Genomic DNA, 15,940 nt, shown 5'->3' on the forward strand with positions numbered 1-15,940 from the left:
TTTCACTATTCTTATGAGGACACTTGTTATAGGGGACATACATGGTGCTTATGCAGCGCTACTTGAGGTCTTGGAACGGGCACGAGTTACTCCCGATGACCTACTGATTTTCTTAGGAGACTATGCCGATAGGGGCAAGCATACCCCTGAGGTCTTGGACAAGCTTATTGCCCTGCAACAAACTCACCAAGTGATTTATCTAAGAGGAAATCATGATGCCTTATGCTGCGATTTTCTCTTAGGCAAACCCATGTCCGACCTTTGGCGTTCCCATGGGGGCAAGGCTACCGAAGAGGCTTATAAGCACTACTCTAAGGAGGAGAAAGAGGTACATATCCGCTTCCTTCAATCTCTTCGGAACTACCTCTTAGATGGGCAAAATCGCCTGTTCTTACATGCTGGCTTTACCGATCGTGGGGGTGTGGCACATGAGTTTTTCACAGAAAACTTCTATTGGGATAGAACGCTTTGGGAGTTAGCTGTTGCTACCCCTGAAGACATGCCTCCCACTGATCCATATTACCCCAAAAGATTGTCGTTATATAAGGAAATCTATATAGGGCATACCCCCACACTTCTCTATGGTACAGACCAACCTATGTGCCGTCACCATGTGTGGAACCTTGACACAGGTGCAGGCTTCAATAGCCGCCTTACGATCATGGACATAGAGACCAAGGAATATTGGCAAGCAGCCGTTAATGAATAGTGACTAGTGACGAATAATTTATCGTTAGTCATTTGTCATTTGTCATTAATTTTGTATTTTTGCTTTTCCTAAAACTCAAGATTCAAATGGATACTATCATACAAAATCTCAAGCATGTACAACAGCGCATTGACGAGGCTTGTAAGGCAGCAGGCAGAGACCCTAAGGAAGTCAAGTTGCTTTTGGCTACCAAAACGGTAAGTCCTGAACGCATACAGCAAGCGTTAGCGGCTGGCTATACCCTCATTGCAGAGAACAAAGTACAAGAACTTAAGGAAAAATACGAAGCCCTAAAATCAACCCCGCATACCAATCACTTTATTGGTCACTTACAGACCAATAAAATCAAGGAAATCCTCCGTTATGAGGTCAGCTGTGTGCAATCCCTTGACCGCTACGACTTGGCCGAGAAGCTGCACCAGAAGCTCTCCCAAGCAGGACGTGAAATGGATGTATTTATCCAAGTAAATACCTCTGGCGAAGAGAGTAAGTTTGGTGTAGCACCCGAAGCGGCTTTAGAACTCACCCGACAGGTAGCTCAGTTGCCTACCCTACATATTAGGGGGCTGATGACCATTGGCCTCTTCAGTGCCGAAGAGGATAAGGTACGCAAGTGTTTCCAGTTGCTTAAGCGTATTCAGCAAGAGATCATCGCTCTAAATCTCCCTGATGTGCAGCCCTATGAACTCTCTATGGGGATGAGTGGCGACTTGGAGATCGCCATAGCCGAAGGCGCCACGATCGTTAGGGTGGGGACGGCTATTTTTGGCCAACGCATCTACCCTGATAGCTACTATTGGAACGAGCAGAAAGCATAGCCCATGCACTATATAGATGTAGTCCTTCCCCTGCCATTGCGCCCAGCCTTTACCTATGAGGTCAATGAGGAGCAAGCCGCTTTCCTACAAGCTGGAATGCGGGTGGTGGTGCCTTTTGGAAAATCTAAAATCTATACGGCTATTACTATCAAAGTGCATGAGCATACGCCCTCGTATCCTACCAAGCCTATTGAGTTTATCTTGGACGAGGCGCCTGTACTCTCCCCACGGCAACTACAGCTATTTGCTTGGGCAAGTAGTTACTACCTTGGCAGCTTTGGTGAGTTGCTCAAGATAGGTATGCCCTCCTCACTGCTTTTGGAGAGTGAGACCATGGTGGAGCGTACCGAACAGACGGTGGCTACTGACACCCTTTCCGATGATGAGTTCTTGGTCTATGAGGCTTTGGGACAGGCCTCCTCACTTTCTACTAAGGAAGTGGGTAAAATACTCCAAAAGAAAAATCCTATAGGAGTACTTAAGACACTCATAGAAAAGGGGGTAGTACGACTCAGTGAGAAAATCTTTGAGAAATACCAACCTAAACTCCAGAAATACCTCCGCCTTACTCCTACTTATCAGGAAAAAGAAGCACTCAATGCGCTTTTGGACGGAGATATACTCAAAACCAAAGCCCAGCAAAAGCTCCTTTGGGCTTTTGTGGCCTTACGTGCCCAAAAACAATCTCTTATCACAGCTGAGATGCTTTTGGAAAAGGCAGAGGTGGGCACAGCGGTACTCAAAAAGGTTATAGACTACGGGGTGTTGGAAGTCTATACCGAGGCGTTGGATAGGGTATCCTTTGCCTCTGATAGTGATACCTTAGCTCTTAGTCCTGCCCAAGAAAAAGCTCTACAGGAGATAGAGGCATCATTTGCTGAGAAAAAAACGGTCTTACTACATGGAGTAGCTTCGTCGGGAAAAACTCAGATTTATAGCAAACTCATAGAACAAACCCTCGCTCAAGGGAAGCAGGTGCTTTACCTGCTGCCTGAGGTAGGTATTAGTGTACAGCTAACAAACCGTTTGGAGCACTTCTTCGGAGACCAAATGAGTGTCTACCACAACAAATATTCTACCCATGAGCGGGTGGAGGTGTGGAATAATGTATTGGCTCAAAAAGAGAAAGCCCAATTTGTCCTTGGGGTACGCACAGCAGTCTTCTTGCCTTTCCACAACTTAGGTATGGTGATTGTAGATGAGGAACATGACCTTTCCTACAAGCAGGCCGAAGGACAGGGTGGTTACCAAGTACGCGATGTAGCGCTGATGTTGGCTCACTTACATGGGGCGAAAACCCTCTTGGGTTCGGCTACGCCTTCGGCAGAGAGCTATTACAATGCCCAAATAGGAAAGTATGGTATGGTAAGGCTTACAGAGCGCTTTGCCGGTACCCAACCGCCTCAAATAGAGCTGATAGACCTGAAGGAGAAGACCAAGAAAAAAGAGACTCAAGGCCACTTCTCCGATACACTTCTTGAGGCAATGACACAAACCCTCGCCCAAGGCAAACAGGTCATTCTCTTGCAAAACCGACGTGGGTATGCGCCTTATTTGCAGTGCGAACACTGCGATACTATTCCCCAATGCCCCCATTGTGATGTCTCCCTGACTTATCACCAACTACAAAACCAACTCCGCTGTCACTATTGTGGTTATACCATAGTCAAACCAGTGAGTTGTCCCGCTTGCCAGAGTTACAACACCTTACAAACCAAAGGTTTGGGTACTGAAAAGGTAGAGGAAGAACTCATGCAATTCTTTCCCAAGGCACGTATAGACCGTATGGATATGGATACGACCAGGGGTAAATATAGTTTTGAGAAAATCATCCATCGCTTAGAAAAAGGGGAGACGGACATATTAGTCGGTACCCAGATGGTCAGCAAGGGCTTAGACTTTCCTCGTGTGGGATTGGTAGGAATTATGAATGCTGATATTTTCCTTTATCAGCAGGATTTCCGCGCCCTTGAGCGGGGCTATCAGCTGCTGACACATATCGCAGGTCGTGCAGGGCGCAAAGATAGCGTAGGCCAAGTGTTGATACAGACCTACAATCCGTTTCAAGAGGTCTTACAACAGGTCAAGGACGGTGCCTACGAGCAGATGATTGCCCGACAGTTACAGGAGCGTCAGGACTTTCACTATCCGCCCTTTTACCGATTGATTAGGATTATCTTCAAGCATAAGGAACAACAACGAATAGATGAGAGTAGTCATTGGTTTGCCGAATCCCTACGCTTAGGGCTTACTACCTATGGAGTGGAGGTCTTAGGGGCGGAGTATCCCCCTATCTCTCGTATTCGCAACGAATATATCAAGCATATACTGCTTAAAATTCCTCCAAAACTCTCTCCTGCTTGGGTTAAGGAATATATCCTACGAGTAGAACAGAGTTTTTTCTCTGTTGCAGCCTTCCGTTCTGTGCAGGTTTCTTATAATGTGGACATTTGAATAATTATTAATTGTCAATTGTTAATTGTCAATGTGAATCAATCGTTGAAATAGCCTAATTTGTTTGTCATATTGGAAATATTTTTCTTCTATAACTTATTGAACCTCTACTACTTACTTTCATATACTCGCTTACGCAATCCACATACTCTGCTCCAAGTATTCGCAGACTATCCTTGAGGAGGGGTAGGAGGGGGGAGAATCAGTAAGTTATAGGGATTGCGAAACTTAAATTATTTTATATCATTAACAATTAACAATTAATTTCGTATTCTATCACATCCATTTGGGAGATATGACCCTCATGAATCTCAAAGCGGAGCATGGTACGGCTTTTCTGTTGGCCATACTTGCCAATAGCTCCTGGGTTGAGGTGTAGGAGCTGGTACTTCTTATCATAGATAACCTTTAGAATATGGGAGTGGCCACAGACAAAGAGTTGGGGCTTTACCTCACGGAGTAGTTCTGGGATTCCCTTGGCATAGTGGGAAGGATATCCTCCTATGTGAATCATCAGCACTCGCATACCCTCGCAGTCAAAGACTTGCTTTTCAGGAAAAAGGGTGCGTATCTCGGTGCCGTCAATATTGCCATAGACCCCACGTAAGGGCTTGACGGCTTGGAGCGCCTCCGCTACTGAGAGAGCGCCAAAATCCCCTGCATGCCATACTTCGTCTGCCTCTTTGGCGTGCTTTAGAATCGCCTCGTCCATATAGCTATGGGTGTCGGATAAGAGTAAAATCTTCACGAGTAGTATTTTAGATTTCTATTTTTTCCATGGTCATAGAGCGGGAACCCTTGATAAGGAAAAAGGTATCAGAGAAAGGGTGTAGCTTGAGGTAGTGGTTCAGCTCGGTTAGTGTCCTAAACTTCATAAAGTTAGTTTGCGTCTGGTAGAAATTATCTCCCAATAGTAGAACCGCATCCCATACAGAAGCCGCAATATCATCTACCAGTTGCTGGTGTTCCTTTTGGCTATAAGCACCCAATTCTTTCATATCGCCCAAGATAAGCACCTTGTGTTGTGTCTTGATCTCACCAAAAGCCTCAATGGCTGCGTGCATACTGGTTGGATTGGCATTGTAGGCATCCATAAGTACTTGGTTGCCACGGTCTTTTTTGACCCACTGAGAGCGGTTATTGCTCGGTACATACCCCTCTATCCCACGAGAGATAGCCTCCTTGGAGAGCTTGAAATAGTGGCCGATACAGATAGCCGCAGCGGCATTCATTGCGTTGTATTTGCCAATCAAGTGGGTAGGGAGTATGCTCTCTCCCCAAGCGAGTTGGACAAAGGGCACGCTCTCTTTAACAGAGAGTTGGAGAGAGGCTTTCTCATTGCCTTCTAAGGAAAAGGAATAGGTCTGACTATACCCTTCGAGCAAATTCGCTTGCAAGTCATTATCCTGACAGAAGAATATTCGCTTGTCAGCCTTTTTCAGGTAGTTGTAGAGTTCGCTTTTGGCCTTAATTACGCCCTCAAAGGAGCCAAATCCCTCTAAGTGGGCGCGGCCGAAGTTGGTGATATAGCCAAAGTCAGGGTCAGCTATCTGGCAAAGTGCCGCAATTTCCCCTGGGTGATTGGCACCCATCTCTATAATAGCGATATCGGTATCAGGGGTAAGGCGCAAGAGCGTCAGTGGTACCCCTATGTGGTTGTTGAGGTTGCCTTCTGTCTTGAGTGCACGGAAGGACTGGTTTAGTACGCTGTATATCAGTTCCTTGGTAGTGGTTTTTCCATTGCTTCCCGTAAGAGCAATTACAGGGGTAGCCAATTGCTTTCTATGCTGATGTGCCAAGTCCTGCAAGGCCTTAAGGGTGTCTTCTACCAAGATCGCCTCTGGGAGTGAGGCAAATTTTTCGTTATCAACTACCACATATTTAGCTCCTTTCTCTATAGCTAAAGGAGCAAACTCATTGCCATCGAAGGTCTCTCCCTTGAGGCAGAAGAAAAGCGTATCACGCAAGTCCTTACGGGTATCAGTGGCGACTCCCGCACATTCTTTGAATTTTTCGTATAATATGGACACTTTGGTAATGATTAATGACTAATGACTAATGATTAATGACTAATGAATAATGGCACCTAATATTCTATCCAAACAACTCTGAATGAGCGTCTAATCTATTTTTTGGGATTTCATCTACCCCTCCCTTTTAAAAGTAGTAGAGGGAATCATTACATATTTATCCTCTTGTACCTGCTCTGAGGGATTGTTCTCTGTATTATTCATTGTCAATATTAGCAAACATCTGTTTCAGATCGGTATATCCTTTTAGAGCATGTCTGTTCTCTTGCATCTCTACAAAGGCTTTATGTGTTTCCTCATTAGGTGTAGCGGTTTCTATGGGTAAATCCTTTTCCTTTTTTTGGATAGTGGCTTTTACTTCCTTAGCGTTAGCACTTTTCCTTTGAATTGCCTGAACAAAGGTTCAAAGATATGAAAATCGGTAGCTTTGTTAAATTCTATAGTAACTGTCTTCATAGGTTTTTTGTTTTAAGTTTTATCATAGTTCAGACTGCAAATTTACGACTTTAAAAAGCGAAAGTCAAGAAAAGTTTTGTGTTTTTGATTTACAATAGACTAATCTCTTTTCACTCACATACTCAGCTCCAAGTATTCGCTGGCTTTACTTTTCATTTTTCACTCTTCACTTTTCACTAATCATTTACTTTCTTGTAGATAGAAATACGATTAGGCGCCTTACAGAGGTATTCGGGCGAGAATACCGAAACAAAATCGCCATGTACCTCTTGGGTGCGTCGCTTCATCATCTCTATCTCATAGAGGGTTTCCTTGGTACAGAGCCTGTCTATCTGCTGCCAATGTAGGGCGCAGGTATGCACAACGATGGGAATCTGTACCTCCAAACGCAGGTCATAGAAAGCATAAGGAGTGCAAGTGCCAGAGCGGAAGCCCATGTGAGTAGGGTAGCACATGGTGTAATCCTCCTTGAACTCCGAGTCGGCTAAGTTGCGGTAAAGCTCTGGCAAGGGCAGTAGGTTGTTATTGGCACGAAAGCGCCTAACAGGTCGGTTGATAATATTGATCATACGTTCTCGTTCCTTCATCATGGTCTCCTGTTGGGAGATGGCATCGTAAGAGCCTAAGATGGAGACAATGGCATAATCCGCTACATGCTTTATCAGGTATTTGTATTTCATATTGTTATACGAAAGCCCTTGATCGTAATAGTTGTAATCCCCCACAAGGAAGAAGAATGTAGGGTAGAGCTTATGTGTCTGGAAATAATCAATTAGCGTTTGGTAGAAATCATAAGGATCCTTCTCCATTCCTATCACTACACGACAAAGCTGTGAGAGTTGTGACCACTGCAAGGTAAAGAGGTAAGTAAGCCCCCTGAGCAGCGTACGCATAAAGCCCTTATGCTTGTATTTGAAAGCCTTAGGTACCTCAATCACCGATATGGTTGCTCCCTCACGAGGAGCAAATTCCAAGGTAGGGTATTTCTCCTGTAAGGCGGTTTTCAGACGAGCTACCCATAGGTCAACAATAGGTAGTGCTAAGAACCCATGTTGGTACGCCATGCTGTCGGTAGCCCTAAAGGGAGAGGAGGGATAGGCATCTCGGTAGAGGTATTCCTCATAACGGCTTAGCATATAGAAGGCTGCCGAGAGGATGTCAAAAGGCAGGTGCCCTTTTTTGGTAGCAAAGAAATAAGGTAACCCTTCCCACTCTTCCATAAAGAGTTCAATAGGCTGTATGCCCTTCTGGTAGAGTAGGCCAAAGTTTTTGATAAACAGCTCATTGCCGATAGGAGATTTTGCATAGGAGAGCTTACTCTCGTCGGAGCGGACGAAAGTCTCCAAATCGGTAGTAATTTCAATGGTAAGCCCCAGCATATGAACAAAGATATGCTGACAGATGTACATAAAGCGAGGGCTTTTCTTTTCCGTGTAAATCAGTAACATAACGGCTGCTTTTTCAGGGACAAATGTACGAAAAATAATTACTAATGACAAATGACAAGTGACTAATTCTCCTTGGGGAGGAGATAAAAAAATATTTGAAAAAAGATTAGGCGGTTTGAGAAAAAAGTTGTATTTTTGCCGCTGAAATAATGGGGGATTGGCGCAGCTGGCTAGCGCGTTTGCATGGCATGCAAAAGGTCACGGGTTCGAATCCCGTATTCTCCACAGCTAAAGGTAAAAAGTATAAGGTAAGAGGTAAAATTATTTTTACTTTTTACCTTATTATTTTTTATCTCTTTTACTTTTTAAACATGTTAGGAGCTATTATAGGTGATATTGTAGGCTCTCGTTATGAGTTTGCTAATATACATACTACTGATTTTGAGTTGTTTACTCCATACAACGACTTTACTGATGATACTATATGTACTATCGCCATAGCCGATGCACTGCTTGAAGGAAAACCTTTTAAGGATAGTCTGCTCTATTGGTGTAGGAAATATCCTTCACCTATGGGGGGGTATGGTGCACGCTTTGCCCAATGGCTACATAGCGCAGATCCACAGCCGTATAACAGCTTCGGCAACGGTTCGGCCATGCGTGTAGCTCCTTGTGGTTGGCTCGGCAGCTTGGGCGAGGTGCTCAAGGCAGCTCGCCTTAGTGCCGAATGTACTCATAACCATCCAGAAGGAGTCAAGGGCGCCCAGTGTGTAGCCCATGCCATCGCCTTAGCACTCAACGGTAGTGGAAAGGATGCAATCAAACAAATTGCTACCGAAACCTATGGCTACGACCTCTCCATCAATTGTGCTGCCCTACGGGAGAGCTATTACTTCAACGAAACCTGCCAAGGTACAGTTCCTCAAGCTATTACCTGTTTTTTAGAAAGCCATGATTTTGAGAGTGCTATACGCTTGTCTATCTCCATAGGGGGCGACAGTGATACCCTTGCCGCTATTACAGGCAGTATAGCCGAGGCTTATTATGGTATACCTAAAGAGATAGAGCAGAAAGCCCTCAGCTACCTAACGGAAGAGTTTAAGGTAGTGGTGAGGAGATTTCAGCAAACATTTTCTATAGGTCAACTGCCTTAATGGCTGTGCTCGCCTGCATTGACTAAGGTGGCGTTGATAAAGAAAGCACCACGGGTAGCGATAAGCTGCTTGGGGTCAAGGGGCTTGACGGGAGCGATGGCTGTATAGCCACTTTCGGAAGCTCCCTTGACAATTTCTACTTTTTCAAAAGAAGTTTCCTTGTCCGAGGTATGGGTTACTAAGAAAATATAAGACTTGCCTGCGTCCTCCACTATAGCCTCATTGGGTACAGCAGGAGCCGTCTGCTTGTCAAGGCTGATAACGCCTGTTACGTTCATGCCATTGATCAGTCCTTGCTTGTCGCCCTCTACATGGCAATGCACGATGATGCTCTTGCTTTCGTTCTCAAAGGAAGCGGCGATGTTGTACACCTGAGCATCGTACTCATGGGAGGTGTCGTTGGTAGGGTTAAAGTGCACTTGTTGTCCTTCCTTGATATACGGCAGGTCACGCTCATAGACTTGCAGGTGTAGATGCAGGGAGCTGTTATCAATCATCTCCACTATGGGGGTGGAAGCATCTACATAGGCACCATTGACAGCATAGACAGCGCTGATATTCCCACTAATGGGCGCTACTACCGAAAGGGTGGATTGCATACCCTTATCGGAAAGCGTTTTCGGATTCAGCCCCATCAGGCGTATTTGCTGCTCCAGAGCCGCCTTTTCCGTCTGTAGGGTACGCAGCTGGGTGGTGGCAGCTTGTAGATTTTTGCCTGTACCTGCATTGCCTTCGTAGAGTATCTTTTGTCTGTCCAATTCCTGCTGTGCTAGCTCTATTTGGCTATTGACAGTAAGCAAGCGCTGTTGCTGGAGCAAGAAATCAGGATTGGAGACGGTAGCAATTACCTGCCCCTTATGCACATAAGCGCCTATTTCCACTTTTACACTCTGGATAATACCTGCATATACAGTAGAGACCTTGGCCTGATGGTCGGCAGGAACACTGAGCACGCCATTGGCCTTGAGGGTGGCGTTGAGGGCTTTTTCTTCTATATGTCCTAGACGAATATCCACGGTTTCGATTTGAGTCTGTGTTAGGGTGGTGAGGTTTCCCCCTTCGTGGTGGTGTTCTTCGGCTTCTTCCTCGTGGGAGGGATTATGAGCCGTTGTATTATTTTGGCAACTCCATAGGGAAAGGCCTATGAGGGTTAAGACAATTTTTATACTATATTTTTTCATTTGTTTACTGGTTTAGAAGGGATTGTATTTCTATTACTTTTTGGTTGAGCGCCTCGATACTTTCTAAGTAAGACAGGCGTGTATCTACAGCAGTCTGTAGGGTGTAAAGATACTCCACATAGCTGATTTCCCCAGCGCTATAGCCCAGTTGGTTTGCCTTGACAATACGCTCGGCTTCGGGGAGGGCTTCGTTTTTGTAGAACTGGTACTTTTGCACATACAGCTGGTACTCCTCTTGGAGATTCACCCAGCGGGTTTTAAGCTCCTTTTCCGCTTGGTGGGCTTCTTCTAAAGCCGCTTGTCTCTGGTGTTCATAGGCTTTTGCTTTGCTACGGGTAGCAGTAAAGATTGGCAGAGACAGTCCAATGGAGACAGCGTGGAAGCGCTTATGAATGTCCGCATAGGTCTCTACCCCGCCAATGGTCTGCATACCGATAAGGGACTGGTTGGTATAGCCCAGTGTAAGGTCAGGCCACGTCTGCGCACGCTCTAAGTGCTGGGCACGCATGGCGATGATGGCCTGCAGATAGTTCAGATGTACTAAGGGGTGCAAAGAGGGTTCAGGATTTGCTACTTCGGTTAGTAATAAAGGTTCGTATTCGGTTAGTTGTGCCACTTGAAAGTCCTCTTCAGCTTGAACAAGGGTATATAGATTGCGATAGGCCGCTTGCTGAGCCAACTGGTTTTGCCTAAGCAGTAGGGTGATTTCCCCTTTTTTCACCTGAGCGGTATTTATATCAATCTTCTTGGTATCGCCAGCTTTGAAGCGTACTTTGGCGATGCGGATAAAATCGCTAAAGAGGCTATCGAGCTGCAAGAGCTGCTGTTGCTTAAAGGCTAAGTACTGCAATTGCTGGTACTGGGTACGCACCTGCCTGAGAAGCTCATTCTGTTCGAGGGCTAATTGTCCTTTTTGCCATTGCGTTTCCGCCTGATAGAGGCCTTTGCGAGCGGCAAATACAGTAGGAAAAGGAATAGACTGCGAGATGGCCACAGATAGGTCTTTTTCGGGACTGCTATACTGGCCATACTGTGCGGTCAGGTCGGTTTTTGGTAGCTCCCATGCGGTATGTTCTTTGGCTGTTGCCTCTTGGAGTTTGGCTTGTGCTGCCTTAATCACTCCATTGTTCTTGAGGGCTATTTGCTCTATTTCAGCCATGGTATATTGCCTTTGAGCTTGTAGGGCAATCGGGCTAAGGAGCAATACCCCTAAGGCAAGTCCTTTGGTCGCCTTACGCCAAGGCCAGCGGAGGGTACTATTAAAGGACAAATATAGCAAAGGCAAGACAAAGAGTGTTAGGAAGGTAGCCGATACCAGCCCCCCGATAACCACTGTAGCTAAGGGGCGTTGTACTTCAGCCCCTGCGCCTTGGCTTAGCGCCATAGGTAGGAAGCCAAGGCTGGCTACCATGGCAGTCATTAGCACTGGACGCAGCCGCATTTCGGTGCCTATAATCACCCTATGTAGCAGGTTGGACATACCCTCTTTTTTAAGGGAGTTAAAAGTGCCAATAAGCACAATCCCGTTGAGCACTGCCACACCGAAGAGTGCAATAAAGCCAATGCCCGCACTGATACTAAAGGGCATTCCCCGAAGGAGCAAGGCCAATACACCTCCTATGGCACTCATAGGAATAGCACTGAAGATAAGCAAGGCCTGTCCCACCGAGTGGAAAGCCAAGTAAAGCAAGAAGAAAATGAGCAGCAAGGCCACGGGAACGGCCACCAAGAGCCTATTGGTAGCCTGTTGGAGGTTCTCAAACTGACCCCCATAGGTAAAGTAATAGCCCGTGGGGAGCTTGACCTCCTTGAGTTTCTGCTGTATATCGCCCACGACGCTCTGTACATCACGTCCTTGCACATTGAACCCTATGACGATACGACGCTTACCAGCCTCACGGCTGATTTGGGCAGGACCTAACTCATACTTAATAGAGGCGATTTGGCTCATGGGAATCTGTCCGTTCTGTGTGGCCACCATCATATTCTGCACATCGTCAATTCCTGTACGGTAGAGGCTATCGAGGCGTACCACTAGGTCAAAACGGCGTTCGTTCTCAAAGATCACTCCCGCACTCTTACCAGCAAAGGCTGTGCTAAGCACCTCATTGACCTGCTGAACGGAAAGTCCATAGTTGGCCAAGCGTATGCGATCGTAAGTAACGCTAATCTGGGGAAGGCCTGTTACCTTTTCCACTTGTGGGGAGGTAGCCCCCTCTACTTTCTGGATCAGTTGGCTTACCTTCTGGGCATAGAGGGCGAGGGTATCCATATTCTCCCCGAAGATCTTGACTGCCACATCTTGTCTGATACCTGTCATTAGTTCGTTAAAACGCATCTGAATAGGTTGGTTTTTCTCAAAGAAGACCCCAGGTATATCCTTAAGGCGCTCAATAATAGCGTCGCCCAGCTGGTCAAAAGAGCGACCACTTTTCCATTCGTTCTGTGGCTTGAGTACAATTATTAAGTCGGACGTTTCTAAGGGCATAGGGTCGGTAGGCACTTCGGCAGAGCCCGTTTTCCCGATAACCATTTTGACTTCCTGAAACTCACGAATGAGGCGAGAGGCCTGCATAGAAGTCTCCAAGCTCTGGCTGAGCGATGTTCCTTGTGGCAGGATACAGTGGAAGGCAAAATCACCTTCCTGCAACTGAGGGATAAACTCGCCTCCCATACGGCTAAAAATACCAGCCGAAAGCAAAAATAGTCCTACTGTACTGCCTATTACCCAACCTCTTAGGCGGATAGAGCGTGAGAAAAGCGGTTGGTAATGGCTGTTAAGCCAGGCGATCATTCTGTCAGAGAAAGTGCGCTTGTGGTGCTGCTGTTTCGGCAAGAGCCAAGCACTCATGGCAGGAATATAAGTCAGGGAGAGCAGCAAAGCTCCTAAGATAGCAAAAACCACCGTCTCGGCCATAGGGCGGAACATCTTGCCCTCCACTCCGACCAAGGTAAGGATAGGGATATACACCATAAGGATAATAATCTCGCCAAAGGCAGCACTGCTGCGTATCTTAGAAGCAGAGTGATAGACCTCCTCGTCCATTTGCGCTTGAGTGAGCCTTGTGGTGTTTTTTCGCAAAGATAGATGATGCATGACGGCCTCTACCACGATGACCGAACCATCTACAATGATACCGAAGTCTATGGCGCCCAAGCTCATCAGGTTGGCACTTACTCCAAAGAGCTGCATCATGCCCAAGGCAAAGAGTAGAGAGAGCGGAATGGCAGTGGCCACAATCAGCCCTGCACGCAGGTTGCCCAAGAAAAGCACCAAGACAAAGATGACAATCAGGGCACCTTCTAAGAGGTTTTTCTCTACCGTATGGATTGCCCGCTGTACCAAGTCGGTGCGGTCTAAGAAAGGTTCAATGACGATATCTTCAGGGAGAGACTGCTGTATGGTTGGGAGTTTTTCCTTGATACGGCTAACTACCTGGTGGCTGTTTTCGCCCTTGAGCATCATGACCACTCCGCCGACGGCATCCACCTCGCCATTGTAGGTTAGCGCTCCATAGCGAATAGCACTGCCTAAGCGTAGTTCGGCAACATCCTTAATAAAAAGTGGAGGGTTGTGCTTGCCAATGGCAATATTGCCCACATCCATGAGGGAGGTAGCCACACCTATTCCACGGATAAAGTAGGCATTGGGGCGCTTGTCAATATAAGCACCACCCGTGTTTTGGTTATTCTGCTCCAAGGCAGTGAAGATATCACTGACACTCACACCCATGGCACGGAGACGGTTGGGGTCGATAACTACCTCGTACTGCTTGAGTTCGCCCCCGAAGCTATTGATTTCGGCTATGCCCTTGGTACCATAGAGCTGGCGAGCGACGATCCAGTCCTGCATGGTGCGGAGGTCTTTGGCTGAATATTTGTTCTTGCTCTCCTTGGTAGGCCGAATGATATACTGATATACCTCGCCCAGTCCTGTACTCACGGGGGAGAGTTCGGGGGTGCCTATGCCAGCGGGAATTTGCTCTTGGGCTTCCTTGAGTTTCTCACTGACCAACTGACGAGCAAAATAGATGTCCATATCCTCTGTAAAGACGGCCGTAATGACCGAGAGACCAAAGCGGGAAATACTACGAGTCTCCTCCAGTCCAGGGATATTGGCAATGGCCTGCTCAATAGGGAAGGTAACGAGTTGTTCTACCTCCTGTGAGGCTAGGGTAGGGGTGGAGGTGATAATCTGAACCTGATTGTTGGTAATATCGGGTACGGCATCTATAGGGAGTTTTGTAGCACTCCATACGCCCCATAGGATAAGAACGAGGGTCATCAGGGCTACAAAAATCTTGTTTCTGATACTGAAAAGAATGATTTTATCTAACACCTTATAATAATGATTAATGGTTAATGATTAATGGTTAATGATTTAAGTTTCACAAACTTTGTAATTTACTGATTCTCAAAACATTCCATCACATACCCAGCTGTGGGCACTTGCTGGCTATCCCCTCCGAGAGGGAAAGTCTCCGAATACTTGGAGGAGAGTATGTGAAAATTCGTTGAAAAAGATAAAAATTGTCTATCAATCTGGAAAATGTTCTCTTTATAACTTCTTGAGAATCATAAACTATCTCATTCCCCCTCTCGGAGGGGGGCAAGGGGGAGGTTTTGAATATCAATAGGTTACAGAACCTGAGAAACTTAATGAATAGTAATAAATGTCCCTCCAAAGTATGGTTATCTACACAAATACTAAAAAATTTCTCCTGTGAGATTTACACGGATTGTTTTTATCAGGAGGGATATGGGTTATACCTTAGGAGGTGTCCAAATAGCGCCATAATAGGCCATTACCTTTTTGTAGGTGTAGTGAGTATTATAGTCCATATCTACGTTTGTGATAGGGACTTGTAGGGTAAAAGTAGGTGAAAAAGGAAAAACAATAAGCACTTGGCAGCAGGCACATACACAGAAAGGCGAACATATATCCGAATGAGAGTGTTCGTGCTCTGAAGAGGTATCTGCTTGGCTTATAGTGGAATAGCGTACATTATCTTGCTCTGTATTAGGCATATCGGAGCAGGGCACTGCCGTGAGCGCCCATAGGTATATGCTTAATAAAAGAGAGAGGTACTTCATGGGGGCAAAAATACGAAAAAATAATGACAAATGACCAGTGAAAAGTGAAGAGTGAAAAGTGAAGAGTGAGCGCCTGAATAGCATTTTTCACTATTCACTTTTCACTATTCGCTTAAATCCTTCCAAACATCTCCGCGACGCTGACTCTCTTGGGGGGCTGGCGACACTCTATGGAGCCAGTGAGGGCATCAGGGGCATCGTCATGGGCGTTGGTACCTACGCGAAGGTAACCCGTGAGGTCGCGGGCAAACTTCGGGAAGCGCTTTTTCCAGTCCAAAGGCATTTTAATCAGCTTCTGCACAGAGGCCGAGGCCGCAAAAATCCTTGCGGTCTTGTTCTGATTCTGATGAAAAGGATTAAAGCGCGTTAGTCGGTTGCCTGTGTCCCACGAACGTTGTTGCAGGTTGCTGACAAACAAATTTCCGCCGTTGTTGCTCTCGATATGACAGCGCTCTACTTGGTGTTGCTGCAACATATAAGTAAGTGTGGTTTCCGTAACCTCCATAGGGTCTTTGGTATAGAGTACATCGGTAATGTAATTGCCGTCCTCTGCCTCCTTATAAAATAAAGCACATAGGTAATCCGCCCCACTATCAGCCGCGTCTATATACGCTACCGAGTAGGAACGAGAAGGCAAGTCGGTATAACAAGTAAAT

11 protein-coding genes and 1 tRNA gene are annotated in these 15,940 nt (G+C 46.2%); 5 read left to right on the forward strand and 7 right to left on the reverse strand.

Going from position 1 to position 15,940, the window contains the following annotated elements; translation table 11 throughout:
• The first annotated feature begins 13 nt into the window (after positions 1-13).
• The 3 genes from HMPREF1154_RS12035 to priA all read left to right on the forward strand — a co-directional run bounded on the left by HMPREF1154_RS12035 (position 14) and on the right by priA (position 3,981).
• On the forward strand, positions 14-709 hold the full coding sequence (locus HMPREF1154_RS12035) for a metallophosphoesterase family protein (RefSeq protein WP_009642898.1): 696 nt from the start codon (positions 14-16) through the stop codon (positions 707-709).
• 86 nt (positions 710-795) lie between these two features.
• Positions 796-1,527 carry a YggS family pyridoxal phosphate-dependent enzyme gene (locus tag HMPREF1154_RS12040; RefSeq protein WP_009642899.1) on the forward strand — a complete coding sequence of 244 codons (732 nt, stop codon included), beginning with the start codon at positions 796-798 and terminating at the stop codon, positions 1,525-1,527.
• 3 nt (positions 1,528-1,530) lie between these two features.
• Positions 1,531-3,981: a replication restart helicase PriA gene (priA, locus tag HMPREF1154_RS12045; RefSeq protein WP_009642887.1), complete on the forward strand. Its 2,451-nt coding sequence runs from the start codon at positions 1,531-1,533 to the stop codon at positions 3,979-3,981.
• Positions 3,982-4,234: 253 nt separating this feature from the next.
• On the opposite strand, the gene HMPREF1154_RS12050 is transcribed toward priA, so the two are convergent.
• The 3 genes from HMPREF1154_RS12050 to HMPREF1154_RS12060 all read right to left on the reverse strand — a co-directional run bounded on the left by HMPREF1154_RS12050 (position 4,235) and on the right by HMPREF1154_RS12060 (position 7,915).
• Positions 4,235-4,729, reverse strand: a complete 495-nt coding sequence (locus tag HMPREF1154_RS12050; protein ID WP_009642876.1) for a metallophosphoesterase family protein — start codon at positions 4,727-4,729, stop codon at positions 4,235-4,237.
• Between the two features lie 10 nt (positions 4,730-4,739).
• Positions 4,740-6,011 (reverse strand): UDP-N-acetylmuramoyl-tripeptide--D-alanyl-D-alanine ligase, encoded by a 1,272-nt coding sequence (murF, locus tag HMPREF1154_RS12055; protein ID WP_009642883.1) that lies wholly within the window; start codon positions 6,009-6,011, stop codon positions 4,740-4,742.
• A 632-nt stretch (positions 6,012-6,643) separates the two neighbouring features.
• Positions 6,644-7,915, reverse strand: coding sequence for a polysaccharide deacetylase family protein (locus HMPREF1154_RS12060; protein WP_009642888.1), 1,272 nt, complete (start codon positions 7,913-7,915; stop codon positions 6,644-6,646).
• 151 nt (positions 7,916-8,066) lie between these two features.
• Between HMPREF1154_RS12060 and HMPREF1154_RS12065 the strand changes: the two genes are divergently transcribed.
• Together HMPREF1154_RS12065 and HMPREF1154_RS12070 are read left to right on the forward strand one after the other, a co-directional pair.
• Positions 8,067-8,140 (forward strand) — tRNA-Ala (locus tag HMPREF1154_RS12065).
• Positions 8,141-8,226: 86 nt separating this feature from the next.
• On the forward strand, positions 8,227-9,009 hold the full coding sequence (locus HMPREF1154_RS12070) for an ADP-ribosylglycohydrolase family protein (protein WP_009642882.1): 783 nt from the start codon (positions 8,227-8,229) through the stop codon (positions 9,007-9,009).
• On the opposite strand, the gene HMPREF1154_RS12075 is transcribed toward HMPREF1154_RS12070, so the two are convergent.
• From HMPREF1154_RS12075 to terL, 4 genes are all read right to left on the reverse strand, one after another.
• Positions 9,006-10,190: an efflux RND transporter periplasmic adaptor subunit gene (locus HMPREF1154_RS12075; RefSeq protein WP_009642889.1), complete on the reverse strand. Its 1,185-nt coding sequence runs from the start codon at positions 10,188-10,190 to the stop codon at positions 9,006-9,008. The genes HMPREF1154_RS12070 and HMPREF1154_RS12075 overlap by 4 nt on opposite strands.
• A gap of 4 nt (positions 10,191-10,194) precedes the next feature.
• Entirely contained in the window at positions 10,195-14,529 is a 4,335-nt protein-coding gene (locus HMPREF1154_RS12080; RefSeq protein ID WP_009642884.1) for a CusA/CzcA family heavy metal efflux RND transporter, read from the reverse strand.
• 425 nt (positions 14,530-14,954) lie between these two features.
• Complete coding sequence (locus HMPREF1154_RS12085; RefSeq protein ID WP_034567495.1) at positions 14,955-15,284, reverse strand: DUF6660 family protein; 330 nt, start codon at positions 15,282-15,284, stop codon at positions 14,955-14,957.
• Positions 15,285-15,396: 112 nt separating this feature from the next.
• The coding region (gene terL / locus HMPREF1154_RS12090) for a phage terminase large subunit (protein ID WP_009642875.1) at positions 15,397-15,940 on the reverse strand (544 nt) is incomplete at its 5' end.

It is taken from the genome of Capnocytophaga sp. CM59 (assembly GCF_000293175.1).
Taxonomy (GTDB): domain Bacteria; phylum Bacteroidota; class Bacteroidia; order Flavobacteriales; family Flavobacteriaceae; genus Capnocytophaga; species Capnocytophaga granulosa.

What these genes read in the sequence shown, in the direction of transcription:
- HMPREF1154_RS12035 (WP_009642898.1), top strand. Translation starts at nt 14, where the DNA reads ATGAGGACACTTGTTATAGGGGACATACATGGTGCTTATGCAGCGCTA.
- HMPREF1154_RS12040 (WP_009642899.1), top strand. Translation starts at nt 796, where the DNA reads ATGGATACTATCATACAAAATCTCAAGCATGTACAACAGCGCATTGAC.
- priA (WP_009642887.1), top strand. Translation starts at nt 1,531, where the DNA reads ATGCACTATATAGATGTAGTCCTTCCCCTGCCATTGCGCCCAGCCTTT.
- HMPREF1154_RS12060 (WP_009642888.1), bottom strand. Translation starts at nt 7,915, where the DNA reads ATGTTACTGATTTACACGGAAAAGAAAAGCCCTCGCTTTATGTACATC.
- HMPREF1154_RS12070 (WP_009642882.1), top strand. Translation starts at nt 8,227, where the DNA reads ATGTTAGGAGCTATTATAGGTGATATTGTAGGCTCTCGTTATGAGTTT.
- HMPREF1154_RS12075 (WP_009642889.1), bottom strand. Translation starts at nt 10,190, where the DNA reads ATGAAAAAATATAGTATAAAAATTGTCTTAACCCTCATAGGCCTTTCC.
- HMPREF1154_RS12085 (WP_034567495.1), bottom strand. Translation starts at nt 15,284, where the DNA reads ATGAAGTACCTCTCTCTTTTATTAAGCATATACCTATGGGCGCTCACG.